This is a genomic window from Mojavia sp., from assembly GCF_059505145.1.
The window spans coordinates 1-15,728 of the sequence record NZ_JCACKA010000097.1; the positions used below are offsets into that span (position 1 = coordinate 1).

Genomic DNA, 15,728 nt, shown 5'->3' on the forward strand with positions numbered 1-15,728 from the left:
ACTTATAGAGGTCAGTAATAGCCGCTAAACTCCCTAATAATTAATACCAAATATCAGGAAATTTTCTGGAGATATCAGGTAAAATTTATCAATAAATAAAAATTGAGAATTCTGAAGAAATTCGTCAGCCTTGCTGGATAACTTACCTACTGAATCCTGACACATAATTCTTAATTTTATTGATCAGTTTTTCAAATCACTAGAAATATGCGTGTCCTTATCATTGAAGATTTACCTATTGTTAGGTTAGGCATAAAAACGGCTATTTCTCAAGCGAATCTGGAAGCATCTGAGGCGGATTCAGGGGTAAAAGGATTAGAATCAATTCGCCACTCTCAGCCGGATGTTGTGATTTTTAAGATAAATTTACCAGATGTTTCGGGTATTGATTTAATAACTGCTATTCATACTGAATTCCCCAATCTAAAAATAATTGTTCTTTCTGCTCACTCAGATGAAGGGCTTTTGAAATCGGCTTTTAATTCTGGGGCAACTTCTTATTTACTAGAAGATACTGACCCAGAAATTCTGCTGTACGCTATCAAAATGTCTTACGAGGGCCAGTCTTGGATTGACCCTAGAGTGTCTCGCGCCATCTTGGATATGGAGTCAGAAAATTCCTCAAAAGGAAAAAGAAAGTTGCGTGAATCTTTGACTCCAATGGAGATGAAAGTTCTCAAACTTATGGCGTTTGGGTTCTCTAACGAAAAAATTGCCTCTAAACTGCACGTTTCCGCAGGCTCAATCAGGGGATATACAAATTCATTGAATCTCAAGTTGGGTTCCCAAAATCGCCCCCATGCAGTGTTTCGTGCCATCTCTTTAGGCTATATTAATTGCAAATTACTTTTAGAAGAAATTGCCGGCAGCGAAAATCTGCCCAGCTTCGACAGTTAAAGGTTAAGCTTCGTCGCCAGAATTGGGCGCGATTTTTGGAGTAGATTAGACAATGTAGAAGAATTAACTCAAAACTCGTCAAGTAAAGCTACTGATTTAGCACAACCAGAACTAGAAAATAAACAACTGCAACAAAGCCGAAACGAATACCACCATATAAAAATTAGAGACAGTAACTAACTGTGAAGGCCAGACCTTTGCTCTTGGGGATGAGGTACAAGTGAGTACCTGTAACTTTGGCTCTCAATCGGCTGTAATTACATTTTTTTATTCAGCACCAGATGGAAGTATTTGGTCTAGTTATTATCCTTTGACTAAAGACCAATGGCGGCGCAGTTGCTGCCGGATTGAATATTTGAAAAAGAAGAAGGAAAATTTTTGCAATGGTTAACGGTATAAAAGCACAGTTATTGAAAAGTTGTTGTGAAGCGATTTTGAAGAAAAGGTGATCACGGAAGACATTCACCGACAGTTCATTCTAAGATGGGCATATATACAGAAATCCTTATAGCGAACTCTCATTATTCAATTGTGTCTTTTTAGGCACATTAACCACATCAATCGCCCCCATATTCTGGGGGTATTTTTATGGCGGTAGTGGCTCAAGCAGTGCCATTGGACTTTGCAGCATTGGCTAGTATTCTAGTTAGACACTCATGGTAGTAATAGGGGATGAAGTATGGGAGAAGCTAAACGCAGAAAACAGCTTTTGGGTGATGTCTACGGTTCGCGGGTTAATTTAGAAAAATGCCCCATACCTTCAGAAATTAGCCTTGGATATGTCAGTGATGAAGCATTGGCAACCACAAAAGCCCAACTGCATAGGATGCCTGATGATTTTAAATCCACCTTTTTCATCGCCTTAACAAAAGCTAAAACTATAGTTGAGCCAGGAATTGTTTTCTCTGAAGCTCTAAAGTTTTCCGGTGGGGTTGGTGTCGAAGTTACATTCCGCTCCGACATTGAAACTTTTATCAAATCCCGGTGTAATACTCCAGTTCTGGGCTTACGCCTGATACAAAAGCTCAAAAATATAGACTACAATACTCATCGAGTAATAGCGATGCTTGCTGGCTCTGATACTCCCATGCTCCCGATTAATGTCTATTCTGTTCACCAAATCGAAACTCTGCTTAAGTACCTCAATGAAGACAGATAAACACAACTTTAGTGGCAAGAAATAGAAAAACTGCCTTCTTCAGATGAAAAATCGTTTACAGATGCTCAAACACACAGGGGCGGCGCGAACAATATAATTTCTACCTCTGCCATGAGGTATTGGCTCTTGTAAAGCCAGTTTCAATTGCTAATTACACGTTTGACTAACTACGTGGAATGCCCCAGATTCTGAGTCTGTGACTTAAGAGAAAGATAATTTGAACAGCGAGCGCCATCATCAATCAAAAATTAAGAAACGCTTGTGATCTTAAAACCATAGATGGCTGACTACAAGCGTTTGGGATGGGTAATGCTGTTTAACACTTTTGCGAAGCTGTGGCTAGCCATCTGGATTTTATGTTGATAACATAAACAGCAGTCTATGAAGAGGCGATTGCTGGAGGCACTGGGCTTCGCTCAATCGCACCTTGGGCAATGTTGCCCCCAGTTGTGGATAATGGTGACAAAATTGATTTCACAGATAGCTTTTCTTAGAGCATTTGCCTTAGAGGCAGATAAATTAAGTATTGTTTTCCTTTGTAAATACCAAACGTAGCCCTAGGGCAATCAGCGTCACCCCTGTCGCCCGTTCAATCCAATGTGAAAATGACAGAAAGAAGTTCTTGAGCGTGTGTTGTGAAATCAATATGGCAACCAAAGCAAACCATGCAAATTCTATACTAACTATCGTCAGACCGTAGACAGCTTGAATAAGCAGAGGTGTTGCTGGTCGAATAATCTGCGTAAATAGAGCAAGGAAAAACAAGGTTACTTTCGGATTCAACAGATTTGTGAACAAGCCTGTACGAAACGCTGTCCAATTGCTTATGGTCTGCCGATACTGTAAGTTAGTAACATTGCCTATAGCTTTTTTCACTTGCAGGGATTTGATGCCGATGTAGAGCAAGTATGCAGCACCAAGCCACTTCAGTATGTTAAACAAAAAAATTGACTTAGAAATAATTACTCCAATGCCCAACAAACAGTATGTGGCATGAACAAGATTACCAGTGGCAAGACCAACAGCAGTGTACACTCCAGCTTTTCGCGAGTACACCAGGCCATTACGGAGGGTAATGGCAAGATTTGGTCCGGGGCTTATGACTGCTAGACACCCGATTATAAATACGGTTAACCAATTAGCTAAAAATGTCACCAATAGCCTCCTTGATTTTCGTTGAGCTAATAATCTGCTCAGCTGCTCCATATTGAATTTGCACTTTTTATGGGCTAAAAGCTTAACAGTTAAAGCATATCGAGTAGAAAATTAGATGAATCAAAGTTTACTACAGTTATACTTGAAATATTGCATTTTCTAACTCAAGCTTTAAGTCAGACAATAGATATTACTTTAGCTTTTGACAATTGTAAAAGCTCCTCTACTCCGATTTCTAGAGTTCGGTCGTTTCTACCACTTCCGCAGTATACAAAATTCATGCTAAGCAATGCACTATCAAAGACAGCTTTTGTATCATCACTTGTTGGAATTGGAGATACACCACCTATCTCAAAATCTAATATTGACTTAATTTCTTCTGGTGATGGACATATTAAATCGCTACGATGCACTTCCAAACTAGATGCCAGTTTTCGATAATCTACTCTATCCTCTCCTTTAACGGCAGCCAAAATCCAGGATGAGTTTCTAATCTTAAAGACAACAGTTTTCAGTAAGCGGTTCTTAGGAAATGGTAATTTTTCTTCCACATCTGTGATTGTTTTAATTACCTCATGCGTGTGAATTTTGAAATCAATTCCGTTTTCAGTAAGTAACTTGATAATTTTGTCGTATACCATATTATCTATAATTTAAAAGCTGAGGTTGACTGGTATCAAGGCAGCAGCATCAGATTATTCGGCGTGAAATACGGAGTTACCATACTCAATTTCTACACTGCTAACTTAAGTTGATGATACCTTCCAGAGTGCTTCTAGTCGCTCGTTGAATGGCCTGCCGAGTTCCTGAACCTCATGACCAGCACCCTGAATCACTGCCCGCTCCATACCCACACGTCGTGCTAACAAGTCAGCGATAGTCTCGAACACGGGGTGCCAGCCACCGGAGACAACGAGTTTGGGAAACCGAGTCGCTGCCAGCGTACCCACAGGGATTTCAGCCTCCCAAGGCGGAGGTTCAGTCATGGTAGCAATAATGGACTGACGGCGCTCCGGCGAAAGCTGAATTGGTTTGCGAAGCTGCCCACCAAGTGCTTGAACGAAACCGAAGATAAAATCTTCTGGAGTTATCTGAGGTACAGCCGCATACAATGGACAAATACGTTCAATAAATTCCTCAACTACCAAATGTCCACGTGCAATTTCAAAGGCAGGAGGTTCAATTATAGTTAATGATCGCACTACCTCTGGTCGGCGTGCAGCTACTAGTAAGGCAATTACGCCACCATACGAACTGCCAACCAAATGAGCACCAGTTCCAAGCACAGTAAGTATATCCTGAATATTATCTTCAAAACCTTTCTGCTCAATTGGTGCGCTGGCACCATAACCACGGCGATCTGGTATGACTAACTTGTATCTTTCAGCTAAATCACGTTGCTGCAACCATGTAGACTCTGGATTGGCTGTATTGCTGCCATGTACCAACACGGCTGCCTCACCTTTACCCCAAACTCTAACATAAAGATTTCTAGGTTTAGTTGACATCTTTACATAATTGTTTGACTACAACATAGTTTCAAAAATTTTGTTGTCCTTGACAGGATGAAAAGATGAAAAAGTTGTGGAGATGATACCTTTATAGACCGTTGCGAACAGTGCAATAGTAAAAAAAACGGGCGTTGCTAATTTACGGGATGAATTTTGTTTCGCGCAAAGGTGGGAAGAATATACTTTCAGCTTTGGTCAAAAATCTCAATTCATACTCATATTCAGCAACGCCAAAAAACGAAACATATTCTTATTTGCTAAAGAATCCCATTTTCTTCATTCCAAGAGCTAGATTGTTAAATTTTGTCAAACTTGGTTTAAATTTACATTATCCTCTAACGATGGTTTGAGTAAATAGCGGTAAAACAAACCAAAATTATCAGTACATTTCCATTCGATTACAGTTAGCCCTGCACGTCTTAGTACTTCTAACCATCGAGAAAGATTTAGCTCATAAACATCTCTTTCAGCTATAGGAACATGAGCCTTAAAAACCTGTCCTACACACCATTGATGAATTATGGCATACCAGCGTGGAATTAAATTTTTGGGATCGTTAACTAGTGCTTCAGCATCTAAAAATAGGGAAAGCCCTACACGCCGCACGTAAGCTTCTAACAAATGGTCTACCAGTACTGGATCATTTGGAGGTAAGTCAAGATCTGAATACATATCAGACTCATTGAGAATTGCTAATCCCATACGAGGCTTAAGTGCTTGAGCTATTTGACTAAGCACTTCTAGTTTTCCAGAACCTGTAAGTCCGTGTTTAGATCGTTCACAGGTATCTATTCCTGCTAAATGATGTAGAGTTAAACTACAAACTACGGCATCTGCCTCACTTAAAGTTACAGTTTCAACTGGGGCTTGAATGGGAATGAATTTAACTCCCGCAGGAAGCCTCTGACTTACCTGCTTGTGTACTTCGGGTACAGGGTCTATAACAATCAACTCTCCTTCATCTTGTGGACTCAAAACGTGTGACCAAAGTGCTCCGTTTCCACCACCAATTTCTATAACTCGCCATCCACGGCGTTTGCTGAGCCAAGATTTCAGAATCAGAGCATTGGAAGTATAAATGTTTTGCATTAATGAGCAACAAGTCCAAGCATCAAATAAAGAATTGGGTCCAAAGCGTGAGTTCCATTCTTCTGTAAATGAAAAATCAGTATTAGACCAAAAAGCAGCAGCAGCAGCCTGCTGCTCATTTTGGGGTAAAGACAGTAAGTTACGAAACTTATTGGCAAAATCAGTAGGAATATAGAGTGTTTGGGACATACAAAGGTAGATTTCAGTTTTCGATAATTGACTTTGCTTCTGTGGAGTTAATAAATATAGAACGTTGAAACCTGCTTTTTAAACGAAAAGGAACGGTACAGTCAAATATTGCCTTAGTAGTAAAACCTGGGCTAGTAATGCTAGGAGCATATGCTGGATTCTGGCTAGGATCTAATGGAAATCCTTGAGTATTGCGTGCCATTATTAAATCTTGGTCAGCCTGAAACCGAGTTGTCATTGCCCACCAGACGTCTTCTTCGTTAAATAAATTAACATCCTCATCTACTAGAACTATATGTTTAATCATTCGGAAAGCACCTAGTACGGCCAGCCCAGCTTGCCGAACAACGCCGTCATCTTGTTCCTGCTCTTTTCGGAATTGGAGAAATATTAAAAGTAGCCCTCCACCTGCCGAGCTGCAATAAGCATTAATGACTCGATCAGTGACGTGTTGACGAATGAATAAAAGAGTAGCGGCTTCCATTCCAAAGGCCAACAGGTTGGACTGCTCATATCCTGGACCAATTACTGTTTGAAATAGTGCATTAGAGCGATGGGTAATCGCCGTAATCTTCACAATTGGCAAACTCGGTTGGGCTTTGCCATCATAGCCGAGGAATTCAGGCAAAGAATTATCGGCAACCTGATTTTCCGGCACAAGTTCTGGAAGAATCTCTCCTTCTAGTACATACTCAGCATGACTGATGCAGTCTGTATTTACCGTTAAACATGAGGAAATCTCAATAGGACGCCCCCGTAAACCACCAGCAATATCCAGTTCATTGAAACCAAGTGGAGCCAGCGGGCTAGGACAGCAAGAGGCTATATAGACTGCTGGGTCAAGACCAATTTGGATCGAGATAGGAAGAGATTGACCCATTGCCTTTGCTTTTAAATAAAAAGACTCGAGATGGCGTCCGGGTACCATCCATATGGTAAGCGTATCAGGCCCTTGCACACATAGACGATGAATAGAAATATTCTGAACACCCGTTTCAGGATCTTTCGCCATAGACAGACCAAGAGTTATGTATGGTCCAGCATCTTTAGGAGTCAGAATAGGAATTGGTAAAGATGCAAGATTAACATTCTTGCGATAAACAACCTCTTGGCAAGGTGGAGCTTCTTTTCGTATCTGAGCTAAAGGATTTCGAGCAGCCTCCAGCAATTTCTCGGTTATCTGTTCCTCTGTACTACCTATTAACAGAGCACAACGCCGACGGGAGCCGAATAACCCCACTAGCACAGGCTGGTCTTGAGGCATGACTCGCTTAAAAAGCATTGGTGGACCAGAGCGAGTTGGAGGTCTAACTGGAACGCCACCTCCTTTTTTTGCATATATTTCTGCTAGTTCACACCATGCCTTCACGGGTGTAGAAATGTGTTCTGAACCTTCATCATATTGTTGAAGAAAGTGAAGTGCTGTCCGTAAATCCTGAATGTCGGTATCTTTCATGTTCTCTGTTCCTCTAAGAGGATAACCCCGAAAATGACCAATATTTTTTATACATATTAGGAATTCAGGAAGCTGCAATGTCATATTCTGCTAAACAAGCACGGTAAAGCATAGCGCAAGAATAAAGTTCCTATGATTTTCCAATGTCAGCTATGAATTTCAAAATATTTTCTGTTCAAAAGCAGGTAATGTATGTTTATGCTGACTTTTCTTGTTAAGTTGTGAAACAACGAATTAGTAAGGGTTTCATGCTCTATTTTAACTCTCAATAAATTAAGATAATGACAATGAATTACGAGAGAATAGAGCTTTTGGCTAGGGGCATGGTAAGCGATCGCTCAATCAAGGAGATAACGGGAAAAGTCAGATGTTTATGTGGTTCATAAACTGAACTAAGTTCAATAAGCGCTTAATTAAAAAAATATGAAAGGCGATAACGAAGGTTATGATTTTATTCAGGTGCATTTGAGAACGGCTGAATTTCTCTCCTGCAATCACCATTAACCCTGTTTTGTCACTTTCGGAAAACAATAATCGAAGCCAAATTTCAGACATTGACTTAATCAACATTTGAGGCTTTATTTTCTAACAGTAACTAGAATTTTCAGCCCTTAAATGGAAACTAAAGCTCCGAAAGGCTTTCAGCGATTGGGGTTCCCCAGATTGATAAAAGAGGATTAATTAGGCTTTGTGCTAAAGACATTTCAATATTGACAGAAGTCATATAAGTCACAAAAACCTACAGTGATATCCACATAAATTTCTACTGTCGCGATCGCCTAATCCTTAAATTTAAGCCTCAAGCCCTCACCGCTGTAAATTCACGCTGTCGCATCCATGTCAAATTGGAAATGTCAGCGAGCCACAGCAAAGCTGAGAGACTTCTGACTTCTGTACTACTCCATGCTCGGTAGTCCGGCTAGCGCCATCGCCACCTCTTCTTGTGAATACTCGTGGTCACGCAGTTTGCCAGCCATATAGTCTATATAGGCTTGCATATCAAAGTGTCCGTGACCGCACAAATTGAACAAAATTACTTTAGACTGATTGGACTCTTTGCAACGTAGCGCTTCGTCGATTGTCGCCCGAACTGCATGAGTTGCTTCAGGTGCTGGAACAATGCCCTCAGCGCGAGCGAACTGGATACCAGCTTCAAAGCAGCGGATCTGCGTCTCAGCACGCGCCTCAATCTGCCCAAGTTTCATAAGATGGCTGACGAGTGGGGCCATGCCATGATAGCGTAATCCTCCAGCATGAATACCCGCAGGTATGAAGCTATGTCCGAGGGTGTGCATCTTGACCATTGGTGTTAACTTAGATGTGTCGCCAAAGTCGTAAGCATATGTACCACGGGTCAGGCTAGGGCAGGATGCTGGCTCAACTGCAATCACACGTATATCACGTTCACCACGTAGTTTAGCACCGATAAATGGAAAAGCAATGCCACTGAAGTTTGAGCCACCTCCGGTACAACCAATGATGATATCGGGATAGTCGCCTGCTAGTTCCAGTTGTTTCATCGCCTCTTGACCAATTACCGTTTGGTGCATAAGTACGTGGTTATAAACGCTACCAAGGGCTAACTTAGTGTCCACATCTTGTAGAGCTACTTCGACCGCTTCACTAATTGCAATTCCTAAACTGCCAGTTGAATCAGGGTGTTCGGACAAGATTGCGCGCCCAGCGTCAGTCTCATTGCTCGGGCTAGCAACGACGCGTGCACCGTAGGCTTCCATTAGTGCGCGTCGATATGGCTTTTGATGATAGCTCACTTTGACCATATAGACGCCGCAATCTAGCCCAAAAAAAGCGCAAGCCATTGCTAGGGAAGAACCCCACTGACCAGCACCGGTCTCAGTCACTAAACGTTTTACACCTTCTAGCTTGTTATAATAAACCTGCGGTACGGCAGTATTAGGCTTGTGAGACCCTGATGGGCTGACGCCTTCGTACTTGTAGTAGATTTTAGCTGGGGTATCAAGCGCCTGTTCTAAGCGACGTGCCCGGATTAGTGGCGAGGGCCGCCATTGCCTATAGATTCTTTGTACTTCTTCAGGAATTTCGATCATGCGTTCTTGACTGAATTCCTGTTTGATCAACGCCATCGGTAACAAACTTTTTATCTCTTCTGGAGATATTACCTCGCCAGTCTTGGGATGACGCAATGACGGTACTTGTATAGGCAGATCTGCTTGTATATTATACCATGATGTCGGCATTTGATCCTGTGTCAGGACATAATTTACTTTTTCGATTAAAAGTGATTGCATGTCTTTACCAACCTCTTTGATTATTCAAAAGCCGTATTACGTATTACTTATTAAACAATTGCTGTTTTAGCTGTGTGGTCTGAGTGTTCGTTTGCCAGATTCAACATTAAATCTGTAATAGAGCTAATGTCTTTGAAGTGTTCAGCAACAACTTTATCAATTGGCACTTCAATATCAAATTGGTTTTGAATAAACGTGAGAATCCTTGCCAGCTCGAATGAGTTGAGAATTCCCCATTCAAGTAAGGGAGTTGAATCATCTAAATCATCATGATTGCCGTTAAGAACTTCTAGGGAAATGTAATCTCTCAACTGCTGCAAAACTTCAGAGCGCTGCATTTAAATTCCTCCTTTTGATAAAATCAACTTGATTATTAGACAGATGAAGGCGATCAACCTTGCCGTTCCTTGTACGCGGCAAATCAGTTAGATAGCATATGTCATCGACAATCATGTAGCGGGGAAGACGCTCGGCACAATGCCGCTTGATGTCTAAAAGCGAAGGAGCTACAGCATCTTTCTTAAGTGCAATAAAAGCTATGAGACGCGTTTCGATCTCCGCTCCAGATATGATGACAGCTGCTTCGTGGATCGAAAGGTGCTCCTCTAGTGCTGACTCTATCTCGCCGAGTTCTACCCGATGGCCTCTTACTTTTGCCATGTAATCACGGCGACCAATGTACATGTAATTACCATCTTCTAGTAAGCGCACAATATCGCCCGTTTTATAAGGTTTGTCACCATATGGTAAGTGCCCCCAATAACCGCGCATGACGCTAGCACCAGACACCATGAGTTCTCCTTCTTCTCCTGGTTTCGCCTCTGTGCCATCTTCTTTCACTGCCCATACTTGGTTACCAGAGCACGCACAACCAATGGGAACAGGCTTAGTAAGCTTTTGGTCTATTTCTTGTAACTCATAGAATGTGCAAACGTTGGTTTCAGTCGGCCCATAAAGGTTTAAGAATCGTGCAGATCGCCAACGCTCATACAACCGCCGTAGATGCTTGATAGGAAAAGGTTCTCCAGCAAAGAGGATAGCACGTAAAGGAATAGATGGTACATCCAGTAATCCACCCTGCTCCATCATAAGAATCAACGCTGACGGTACTGAGTACCAGATAGTGATTTCTTGTTGAATGATAAAGTTGACTAATCTTTTACCACTGTAAGACATTTCATCAGGAATCAGATGAACAGATGCACCTGCGTGAAATGCTACATAAATATCTAATACCGAAATGTCGAAATTGAATGAAGCATGATTGGAAAAACGATCAGCCGATGTTGCTTGAAGTTCTGTGCTAGCCCAATGAATAAAGGCAAGTGCGTTACGATGGCTAATGCACACACCCTTTGGTTTGCCTGTTGAGCCAGATGTATACAAGATATATGCAATATCGTCTTCGACAGATTTAGAGGCTTCTATAGGTTGATCTGAAAGTGACAACACATTATGCCAACTTAGTCCCTGCCAATTACCTTGCACGCATAGACATGCTATGTGTGCTAGCCCATCAGTCAAAACCGCTTCAGCACGCTTTTCTGTAGTTACTAGCGCTTGCACTGAGCAATCAGTTAGGATAGTGTGTGCGCGAGACGTAGGGCTGAGGGGGTCGAGCGGTACATATGCTGCGCCCAGACGGAGGACTCCTTGCATAGCCGCCACAGCATACGTTGATTTGTCGAGCCAGATGCCAACACGATCTCCCTTACGGACACCAAGCTTGATGAGTGCACGAGCAATACGGTTAGCCAAGCTATCCAGCTCGCTATATGTCATGCTATTAATGGGATCTTTGATTGCCAAAGCATTTGGCACACGCTCTGCACTTCGTATTACAAGGTTTTGTAAGCTCATAAGCCCAATTCTCTTGCGATGATATCGCGGTGAATTTCCGATGTTCCTGAAAAAATAGTGCTAGGAATGGCATCGCGTAACATCCGCTCAATGCCAGCCTCAGATGTAAAGCCAACTGCACCATGAATCTGGATGGCATCCAGACTTGACTGAATTGCGGCTTCACTTACAGCCAACTTCGACATCGATACGTCAAGCACCGATTCTTTGCCTTGGTCAAAGAGCCAACAAGCATGATAAAGGAGTAAACGAGCCGCTTCCAAACGTAACTTCATATCGGCTATTTGATGAGAAATTGCCTGATTCTTACCGATCGCCTTACCAAATTGACGGCGCTTTTGGGCATAGGTAATTGTTTGCTCCAGTTGCCGCTCCATCATTCCTAAATAAGCAGCAAATAGACAAGCCCGCTCCCATTGCATCGAGCGTTTGAAAATTTGGGCACCTTGCCCTTCATTGCCAAGTTTGTTATTTACTGACACATAACATTCTTCTAGGTGCATTAAGCCTGCCGGGGTGCTGCTTAAACCCATTTTGCTAAAAGGCTCACTGGCAATCAAATTTATTGTATTTTTAGTTACAGCAAAAGCTGTAATACCTAGATAGCCATGTTTGGGATTTGTCAAGGCGTATATCACTGTGACATCAGCAATGGGGCCGTTGGTAACGTAGCTCTTAATACCTGTCAAAACATAGGATTCACCGTTGCGGATTGCCTGAGTTTTGAGAGCAAAGATATCAGAGCCAGCTTCTTTTTCAGTAATGGCATTAGCACCAACCCACTCACCAGAACATAAGCGTGGCAGAATAGTTTCTTTGAGTTCCTCACTCCCATATTCAACAATCGGCATTGCACAAGCAAAAAGATGTGCTGATACCGAAAATACCAAGCCCATATCCTCGCATCCGCGCCCAAAAGCTTCAATTACACGCGCCGTGGTTAAAGCATTAAGCCCACCACCACCATAGCGCGTTGGAACACATAAACCCAACAGACCAAGCTCACCGCACAAAGACCATTCTTCTCTTTCAAATTGATGAGGATGCTTTCGGTTCTTAGCCGCACTGTTAAGTTTTTCTTGTGCTAACCTCAAAACTCTACTGTAATGTTCGTTTTGAGCTTGCGTCCAACAAAAATCCATAGTCTGTACTCCAGAACGCAGACTGTGCATATTTACTTGACAACGCATATCTACTAGAACAGCGATTCAGTATTCAAAGTTGTGGCGAAAAACCCTAGTTTCTTTGATATACTCCAACGAAAATCTGGGCTTTTTTAGAACAAAAACCTAGTTTTGGGGATTAGTGAATCGGTGTTCTAGACAAGCAGAATTCCACCTTGCTGAACGGATGAATTCTTGCTAAGAAATCCGTTATTCGTTTTTAGTCATTTGGCTTACTCAAAAAGCTGGTTGAAACGCAGAAGCCGTCAAGTCGCCAAGATATCGATGCCACAAATGATTTTCGTTTTGCTCAACTTCTGTAACAATTTTTTTCATGACGTTAAGAACTTCTGGTTGCTCTTCGCCATACACATCGCCTTGAAGCAACTTCAACACATCTAATCGATATTTGGGGTTTTGCACAAAAGCAGTAAATAGAACGTTTAATCGGTAGTACACAGAGATAAAGTCGTACCAATTTTTGATACCACGCTGCATTGTTGTCTCAAATGTCGCAAAGCTACTTCGGTTAAACACACCTTTTTCGGCAGCTTGGATGATATTTGTACTAGCAAATCGGGCACTATTGAGTGCAATGCTCACACCAGTAGAAAATATAGGGTCAACAAAGCGGGCAGCATCACCCACTAAAACAAAGTTGTCTCCACAGATCTGCTTCATTGCATAGCTGTAATCGCTTTCCTCCTTCAATGGTCGGATCTGTTCTGCTGATTTGAGACCCGCCAAAAGCTCTGGACGACTACTTATACAGTTCCAAAAGAACTGCTCGCGATCTTCTTTCGATTTAGCAAAATATTTTTTCTGAGTGACAACACCTATGCTAGTGATGGTTTCAGTAATTGGTATTTGCCATACCCAGGTATTAGTGACTGGTAGAAAGTGGATGAAAATAAACTCTTTCTGTGAACCATTGCGGGCTAATGCAGTGCGGTCATAACCTTCAAACCAAGTATGAAGAGCACATTGATTGAATATGGGATCTTTAATTTTCAAACCAAGTTGGTTTCCCAGCACTGTACGACGACCACTTGCATCTACGACCATCCGCACACTTGTACCAACTTCTTGATGTCCTATAGAAAAGTTGATTCGAGGTTTGGATGGTTCCGAGAAGTCTACACCTTTCACCCTGACCCCTTCATAAACTTTCGCTCCTAATTGATGTGCATGTTGCAGCAAGAGTAGATCAAATTTCCCTCGATCTACGTGATAAGTATAGTTGCGGTCAACTCCAGCCTGCTCCCGCTCTTCAAAGCGTACATCCGCATGGCAGTCTGCTTCTAGACCCTCCCAACCCATATCGTAGATAGGAGCTTTTTCAGATGATGTCCAACCAGCACCATATTTTCTTGGAAAACCAGCTTGATCCATTTGGTCAAGCAATCCTAACTCTTTAAATACCCTTGTCGATGATGGAACTAGAGATTCTCCAACATGAGGGCGAGGAAAGAGTTCACTTTCAAACACAACACATTTTAGACCTGCTTTGGCCAGGTAAGCTGCGGTTGCTGAACCAGCAGGTCCACCGCCGATAATCCCAACATCAAATTCTATTGCTGACATATGCTTCTCCTTTGTAGGTATAGCTCAAAAAGCTGGTTGAAACGCAGAAGTTGTCAAGTCGCCAAGATATCGATGCCACAGATGATTTTCGTTCTGCTCAACTTCTGTAACAATTTTTTTCATGACGTTAAGAACTTCTGGTTGCTCTTCGCCATACACATCGCCTTGAAGCAACTTCAACACATCTAATCGATATTTGGGGTTTTGCACAAAAGCAGTAAATAGAACGTTTAATCGGTAGTACACAGAGATAAAGTCGTACCAATTTTTGATACCACGCTGCATTGTTGTCTCAAATGTCGCAAAGCTACTTCGGTTAAACACACCTTTTTCGGCAGCTTGGATGATATTTGTACTAGCAAATCGGGCACTATTGAGTGCAATGCTCACACCAGTAGAAAATATAGGGTCAACAAAGCGGGCAGCATCACCCACTAAAACAAAGTTGTCTCCACAGATCTGCTTCATTGCATAGCTGTAATCGCTTTCCTCCTTCAATGGTCGGATCTGTTCTGCTGATTTGAGACCCGCCAAAAGCTCTGGACGACTACTTATACAGTTCCAAAAGAACTGCTCGCGATCTTCTTTCGATTTAGCAAAATATTTTTTCTGAGTGACAACACCTATGCTAGTGATGGTTTCAGTAATTGGTATTTGCCATACCCAGGTATTAGTGACTGGTAGAAAGTGGATGAAAATAAACTCTTTCTGTGAACCATTGCGGGCTAATGCAGTGCGGTCATAACCTTCAAACCAAGTATGAAGAGCACATTGATTGAATATGGGATCTTTAATTTTCAAACCAAGTTGGTTTCCCAGCACTGTACGACGACCACTTGCATCTACGACCATCCGCACACTTGTACCAACTTCTTGATGTCCTATAGAAAAGTTGATTCGAGGTTTGGATGGTTCCGAGAAGTCTACACCTTTCACCCTGACCCCTTCATAAACTTTCGCTCCTAATTGATGTGCATGTTGCAGCAAGAGTAGATCAAATTTCCCTCGATCTACGTGATAAGTATAGTTGCGGTCAACTCCAGCCTGCTCCCGCTCTTCAAAGCGTACATCCGCATGGCAGTCTGCTTCTAGACCCTCCCAACCCATATCGTAGATAGGAGCTTTTTCAGATGATGTCCAACCAGCACCATATTTTCTTGGAAAACCAGCTTGATCCATTTGGTCAAGCAATCCTAACTCTTTAAATACCCTTGTCGATGATGGAACTAGAGATTCTCCAACATGAGGGCGAGGAAAGAGTTCACTTTCAAACACAACACATTTTAGACCTGCTTTGGCCAGGTAAGCTGCGGTTGCTGAACCAGCAGGTCCACCGCCGATAATCCCAACATCAAATTCTATTGCTGACATATGCTTCTCCTTTATGCTATTGGG

The 15,728-nt window shown here is 42.2% G+C and carries 13 protein-coding genes; 2 read left to right on the top strand and 11 right to left on the bottom strand.

Annotation, left to right across the window (positions count from 1 at the left end; all coding sequences use genetic code 11):
- The first annotated feature begins 207 nt into the window (after nucleotides 1-207).
- Both AC5JL8_RS27520 and AC5JL8_RS27525 read left to right on the top strand, forming a co-directional pair.
- Entirely contained in the window at nucleotides 208-897 is a 690-nt protein-coding gene (locus AC5JL8_RS27520) for a response regulator (protein WP_495882862.1), read from the top strand.
- A 679-nt stretch (nucleotides 898-1,576) separates the two neighbouring features.
- A complete protein-coding gene (locus AC5JL8_RS27525) occupies nucleotides 1,577-2,056 on the top strand; it encodes a hypothetical protein (protein ID WP_495882863.1) in 480 nt (159 codons plus the stop codon).
- A gap of 519 nt (nucleotides 2,057-2,575) precedes the next feature.
- Here the strand turns inward: AC5JL8_RS27525 and AC5JL8_RS27530 are convergent.
- The 11 genes from AC5JL8_RS27530 to AC5JL8_RS27580 form a co-directional block, all read right to left on the bottom strand.
- Nucleotides 2,576-3,211 carry a LysE family transporter gene (locus AC5JL8_RS27530; protein ID WP_495882864.1) on the bottom strand — a complete coding sequence of 212 codons (636 nt, stop codon included), beginning with the start codon at nucleotides 3,209-3,211 and terminating at the stop codon, nucleotides 2,576-2,578.
- Nucleotides 3,212-3,387: 176 nt separating this feature from the next.
- On the bottom strand, nucleotides 3,388-3,852 hold the full coding sequence (locus tag AC5JL8_RS27535) for an aminoacyl-tRNA deacylase (RefSeq protein WP_495882865.1): 465 nt from the start codon (nucleotides 3,850-3,852) through the stop codon (nucleotides 3,388-3,390).
- 105 nt (nucleotides 3,853-3,957) lie between these two features.
- Nucleotides 3,958-4,719 carry an alpha/beta fold hydrolase gene (locus tag AC5JL8_RS27540; RefSeq protein ID WP_495882866.1) on the bottom strand — a complete coding sequence of 254 codons (762 nt, stop codon included), beginning with the start codon at nucleotides 4,717-4,719 and terminating at the stop codon, nucleotides 3,958-3,960.
- 309 nt (nucleotides 4,720-5,028) lie between these two features.
- Nucleotides 5,029-6,000 carry a class I SAM-dependent methyltransferase gene (locus AC5JL8_RS27545; protein WP_495882867.1) on the bottom strand — a complete coding sequence of 324 codons (972 nt, stop codon included), beginning with the start codon at nucleotides 5,998-6,000 and terminating at the stop codon, nucleotides 5,029-5,031.
- A gap of 13 nt (nucleotides 6,001-6,013) precedes the next feature.
- On the bottom strand, nucleotides 6,014-7,456 hold the full coding sequence (locus AC5JL8_RS27550) for a UbiD family decarboxylase (RefSeq protein WP_495882868.1): 1,443 nt from the start codon (nucleotides 7,454-7,456) through the stop codon (nucleotides 6,014-6,016).
- A gap of 896 nt (nucleotides 7,457-8,352) precedes the next feature.
- Entirely contained in the window at nucleotides 8,353-9,726 is a 1,374-nt protein-coding gene (locus tag AC5JL8_RS27555) for a TrpB-like pyridoxal phosphate-dependent enzyme (RefSeq protein WP_495882869.1), read from the bottom strand.
- Between the two features lie 50 nt (nucleotides 9,727-9,776).
- Entirely contained in the window at nucleotides 9,777-10,064 is a 288-nt protein-coding gene (locus tag AC5JL8_RS27560) for an acyl carrier protein (RefSeq protein WP_495882870.1), read from the bottom strand.
- Entirely contained in the window at nucleotides 10,051-11,586 is a 1,536-nt protein-coding gene (locus AC5JL8_RS27565; RefSeq protein ID WP_495882871.1) for an amino acid adenylation domain-containing protein, read from the bottom strand. Before AC5JL8_RS27565 ends, AC5JL8_RS27560 begins: the two co-directional genes overlap by 14 nt.
- The gene (locus AC5JL8_RS27570) at nucleotides 11,583-12,728 is read right to left on the bottom strand and encodes an acyl-CoA dehydrogenase family protein (protein ID WP_495882872.1); all 1,146 of its coding nucleotides are present in this window, start codon (nucleotides 12,726-12,728) and stop codon (nucleotides 11,583-11,585) included. The genes AC5JL8_RS27565 and AC5JL8_RS27570 overlap by 4 nt, the downstream gene beginning before the upstream one ends.
- Nucleotides 12,729-12,986: 258 nt before the next feature.
- The gene (locus AC5JL8_RS27575) at nucleotides 12,987-14,333 is read right to left on the bottom strand and encodes an NAD(P)/FAD-dependent oxidoreductase (protein WP_495882873.1); all 1,347 of its coding nucleotides are present in this window, start codon (nucleotides 14,331-14,333) and stop codon (nucleotides 12,987-12,989) included.
- Between the two features lie 24 nt (nucleotides 14,334-14,357).
- Nucleotides 14,358-15,704, bottom strand: coding sequence for an NAD(P)/FAD-dependent oxidoreductase (locus tag AC5JL8_RS27580; protein ID WP_495882874.1), 1,347 nt, complete (start codon nucleotides 15,702-15,704; stop codon nucleotides 14,358-14,360).
- Nucleotides 15,705-15,728 lie beyond the last annotated feature (24 nt).

What these genes read in the sequence shown, in the direction of transcription:
- AC5JL8_RS27520 (WP_495882862.1), top strand. Translation starts at nt 208, where the DNA reads ATGCGTGTCCTTATCATTGAAGATTTACCTATTGTTAGGTTAGGCATA.
- AC5JL8_RS27525 (WP_495882863.1), top strand. Translation starts at nt 1,577, where the DNA reads ATGGGAGAAGCTAAACGCAGAAAACAGCTTTTGGGTGATGTCTACGGT.
- AC5JL8_RS27535 (WP_495882865.1), bottom strand. Translation starts at nt 3,852, where the DNA reads ATGGTATACGACAAAATTATCAAGTTACTTACTGAAAACGGAATTGAT.
- AC5JL8_RS27540 (WP_495882866.1), bottom strand. Translation starts at nt 4,719, where the DNA reads ATGTCAACTAAACCTAGAAATCTTTATGTTAGAGTTTGGGGTAAAGGT.
- AC5JL8_RS27545 (WP_495882867.1), bottom strand. Translation starts at nt 6,000, where the DNA reads ATGTCCCAAACACTCTATATTCCTACTGATTTTGCCAATAAGTTTCGT.
- AC5JL8_RS27550 (WP_495882868.1), bottom strand. Translation starts at nt 7,456, where the DNA reads ATGAAAGATACCGACATTCAGGATTTACGGACAGCACTTCACTTTCTT.
- AC5JL8_RS27555 (WP_495882869.1), bottom strand. Translation starts at nt 9,726, where the DNA reads ATGCAATCACTTTTAATCGAAAAAGTAAATTATGTCCTGACACAGGAT.
- AC5JL8_RS27560 (WP_495882870.1), bottom strand. Translation starts at nt 10,064, where the DNA reads ATGCAGCGCTCTGAAGTTTTGCAGCAGTTGAGAGATTACATTTCCCTA.
- AC5JL8_RS27565 (WP_495882871.1), bottom strand. Translation starts at nt 11,586, where the DNA reads ATGAGCTTACAAAACCTTGTAATACGAAGTGCAGAGCGTGTGCCAAAT.
- AC5JL8_RS27570 (WP_495882872.1), bottom strand. Translation starts at nt 12,728, where the DNA reads ATGGATTTTTGTTGGACGCAAGCTCAAAACGAACATTACAGTAGAGTT.
- AC5JL8_RS27575 (WP_495882873.1), bottom strand. Translation starts at nt 14,333, where the DNA reads ATGTCAGCAATAGAATTTGATGTTGGGATTATCGGCGGTGGACCTGCT.
- AC5JL8_RS27580 (WP_495882874.1), bottom strand. Translation starts at nt 15,704, where the DNA reads ATGTCAGCAATAGAATTTGATGTTGGGATTATCGGCGGTGGACCTGCT.